This window comes from Streptomyces sp. (assembly GCF_035563135.1).
GTDB lineage: Bacteria > Actinomycetota > Actinomycetes > Streptomycetales > Streptomycetaceae > Streptomyces.
Map to the genome: position 1 here is coordinate 1 of NZ_DATMVN010000786.1, position 3,099 is coordinate 3,099.

Sequence of the window (3,099 nt, forward strand, 5' to 3'; positions counted from 1 at the left end):
GCCGCGCGAAGCCGCTGAGGCCCTGGGGCGCGAGAGGGGCACGGGGGCGGTGGGCCCCGAAGCGGCTGCGCATGCTCGGACCCCGAGGCACGCCTCCCGGGCCCGGCCGCCGGAGGGGCGGTGAGGGCCCGGGGCCTACGCGCCCTCCTTCAGGACCCGGGAGACGAGCGTCCGCTGCGCCTCGGTCAGCCGTGGGTCCGCACACTCGACCGTCCGGTCGCCCACCGTGATCCGGTAGTGGAAACCGTCCGGCACTCCTGCGGGCGGGCCTCCCCGGCCGTCGGCGAGTGCCGCCTCGGCCAGTGCCTCCCATTCGGCGGCGTCGGGCCGTCCCGAGGTCTCGACCTCGCCGTGGCGTGCGATGCCGGCGAACCCGCCGGTCCGGCTCACCTGAATGCGCATGCGTACTGACTCCTGCCTGACCCCGCCCGGACGGCCCCGCATCCACCTACCCGGTCAGCGGGTCGGCACTCCCACCTCCGACCACGCCTTCAGCACCGCCTCGGCCTCGCTGCCCTCCCCGAACCTGTGCTGCGCCGCGGCGACGGTCAGCTTGGCGAAGTCCTTGAAGGACGCCTCCTGGGCCAGCTCGCCACCGGTCAGCACGTCGAACCAGATCCGGCCGGCCCGCTCCCAGGCGTTGCCGCCGAGTGCCGTGGCCAGCAGGTAGAAGGCACGGTTGGGGATGCCGGAGTTGATGTGGACCCCGCCGTTGTCCTGGTCCGTCTCGACGTAGTCGTCCATCGATGCCGGCTGCGGGTCCTTGCCGAGCACGTCGTCGTCGTACGCCGTGCCGGGGGCCTTCATCGAGCGCAGTGCGACGCCGCTGACCCGGGGGGCCAGCAGTCCCGCGCCGATCAGCCAGTCGCCCTGGTCGGCGCTCTGGCCCAGGGAGTACTGCTTGACCAGGGAGCCGAAGACGTCCGACACGGACTCGTTGAGCGCACCCGACTGGCCCTGGTACGCGAGGTTGGCCGTGTACTGGGTGAGCCCGTGCGCCAGTTCGTGGGCGATCACGTCGATGGCGAGGGTGAAGTCGAGGAAGATCTCCCCGTCACCGTCCCCGAAGACCATCTGCTCGCCGTCGAAGAACGCGTTGTTGTACTTCTCGTCGTAATGCACGGAGCCGATGAGCGGCAGCCCCTTGCCGTCGATCGAGCTGCGGCCGTACTCCATGACCAGCAGGTCGAAGGTGGCGCCGAGTCCCGCGTACGCGCGGTTGACGCTGGCGTCCTGGGTGGCTTCCTCACCCTCGTCACGCACCTTGACGCCCGGCAGGTCCGTGCCGTGCCGGCAGTCGTACAGCGTGCGGTGGGGCTTGGCCGGGACCGGGTCGGAGGTGCGGGCGGCTTGGGGGGTCCAGGCCAGCGCGGTCACCCGCCGGTGATGGCGCCGGGCCGAGTCGGCGTCCAGGGTGCGCCGGGCGGGTCCGGCCAGGAGCGGGTCGTCGGCCTGGGACAGCTTGTCGAGTACGTGGGGCGGCACGATCGTGCAGAAGACGGGCTGGAGCCCGTTGTTCGGTCGAGGCTGCATGGGAACGACTGTGGCACTCGGTAACAGCAAAGTCACTGGTTGCGATCGTGATTGACGAAATAGAGTGATGTATCACCGTTCTGCCTTCACGGCGGACCGATCCCGCATACTGATACGGACCGACGTCCCAGGCGCCCCTCGGTTAGTGTTGCCGCACCATGCGTTTCGGGCTGCTCCTTCTTAGCTGCCGCGGCGAGGGCCTGTAGTCGTAGGCCGGCTCCCTCCCCGCGGAGTTCGCTGTTGCAGCGACACAGCCGGCCGCCCCTGCTGGACCTCAGAGGAGCCGTACGCCGTGACCGCAGTGAATTCCCCCGCGCACACCGATGCCGCCCCCGTCGGTGGCCCCACCCCGGTGACCAACGCGAAGCAGCTGCAGAAGCCTTCCGGGATGCCGGTGCACAAGTACCGCGGCTACGAGGCCGTGGACATCTCCGACCGCACCTGGCCGGACAACCGCATCACCCGGGCGCCCCGCTGGCTGTCCACCGATCTGCGCGACGGGAACCAGGCCCTGATCGACCCCATGTCGCCGGCCCGTAAGCGCGAGATGTTCGACCTGCTCGTACGCATGGGCTACAAGGAGATCGAGGTCGGCTTCCCGTCCTCCGGCGAGACCGACTTCGCCTTCGTGCGCTCCATCATCGAAGAGGGCGCGATCCCCGAGGACGTGACGATCTCCGTCCTGACGCAGGCCCGTGAGGAACTGATCGAGCGGACCGTCGAATCACTGGTCGGTGCGCGGCGCGCCACCGTCCACCTGTACAACGCCACCGCGCCCACCTTCCGCCGCGTGGTCTTCCGCGGCTCGAAGGAGGAGGTCAAGCAGATCGCGGTGGACGGCACCCGGCTGGTCATGGAGTACGCGCAGAAGATCCTGGGCGACGAGACGGTCTTCGGCTACCAGTACAGCCCGGAGATCTTCACCGACACCGAGCTGGACTTCGCCCTGGAGGTCTGCGAGGCCGTCTGCGACGTCTGGCAGCCGGAGGAGGGCCGCGAGATCATCCTCAACCTGCCCGCCACCGTGGAGCGTTCGACGCCCTCCACCCACGCCGACCGCTTCGAGTGGATGTCGCGCCACCTGACCCGCCGCGAGTACGTCTGCCTGTCGGTCCACCCGCACAACGACCGGGGCACCGCCGTCGCCGCCGCCGAGCTGGCGATCATGGCGGGCGCCGACCGCATCGAGGGCTGCCTGTTCGGCCAGGGGGAGCGCACCGGCAACGTCGACCTGGTCACCCTGGGCATGAACCTGTTCTCGCAGGGCGTCGACCCGCAGATCGACTTCTCGCAGATCGACGAGATCCGCCGCACCAGCGAGTACTGCAACCAGATGGAGGTCCACCCGCGCCACCCCTACGCGGGCGACCTGGTCTACACCGCCTTCTCCGGCTCCCACCAGGACGCCATCAAGAAGGGCTTCGACGCCATGGAGGCCGACGCCGCCTCCCAGGGGAAGACCGTCGACGAGATCGAGTGGGCGGTGCCGTACCTGCCGATCGACCCGAAGGACGTCGGCCGCTCCTACGAGGCGGTCATCCGGGTCAACTCGCAGTCCGGCAAGGG

Annotated in this window: 3 protein-coding genes; 1 reads left to right on the forward strand and 2 read right to left on the reverse strand. The window is 69.7% G+C overall.

Going from position 1 to position 3,099, the window contains the following annotated elements:
• Window positions 1-135: 135 nt before the first annotated feature.
• On the reverse strand, window positions 136-402 hold the full coding sequence (locus VN520_RS35070) for a protealysin inhibitor emfourin (RefSeq protein ID WP_325750994.1): 267 nt from the start codon (window positions 400-402) through the stop codon (window positions 136-138).
• 54 nt (window positions 403-456) lie between these two features.
• The gene (locus VN520_RS35075) at window positions 457-1,533 is read right to left on the reverse strand and encodes a M4 family metallopeptidase (protein ID WP_325750995.1); all 1,077 of its coding nucleotides are present in this window, start codon (window positions 1,531-1,533) and stop codon (window positions 457-459) included.
• Window positions 1,534-1,825: 292 nt separating this feature from the next.
• On the opposite strand from VN520_RS35075, the gene VN520_RS35080 reads away from it, so the two are divergent.
• Window positions 1,826-3,099, forward strand: a 1,274-nt coding sequence (locus tag VN520_RS35080) for a 2-isopropylmalate synthase (protein ID WP_325750996.1), incomplete at its 3' end; no start/stop codon positions are given.

Excerpts from the sequence above, each read along its gene's own strand:
- VN520_RS35070 (WP_325750994.1), bottom strand. The coding sequence starts at position 402 with ATGCGCATTCAGGTGAGCCGGACCGGCGGGTTCGCCGGCATCGCACGC.
- VN520_RS35075 (WP_325750995.1), bottom strand. The coding sequence starts at position 1,533 with ATGCAGCCTCGACCGAACAACGGGCTCCAGCCCGTCTTCTGCACGATC.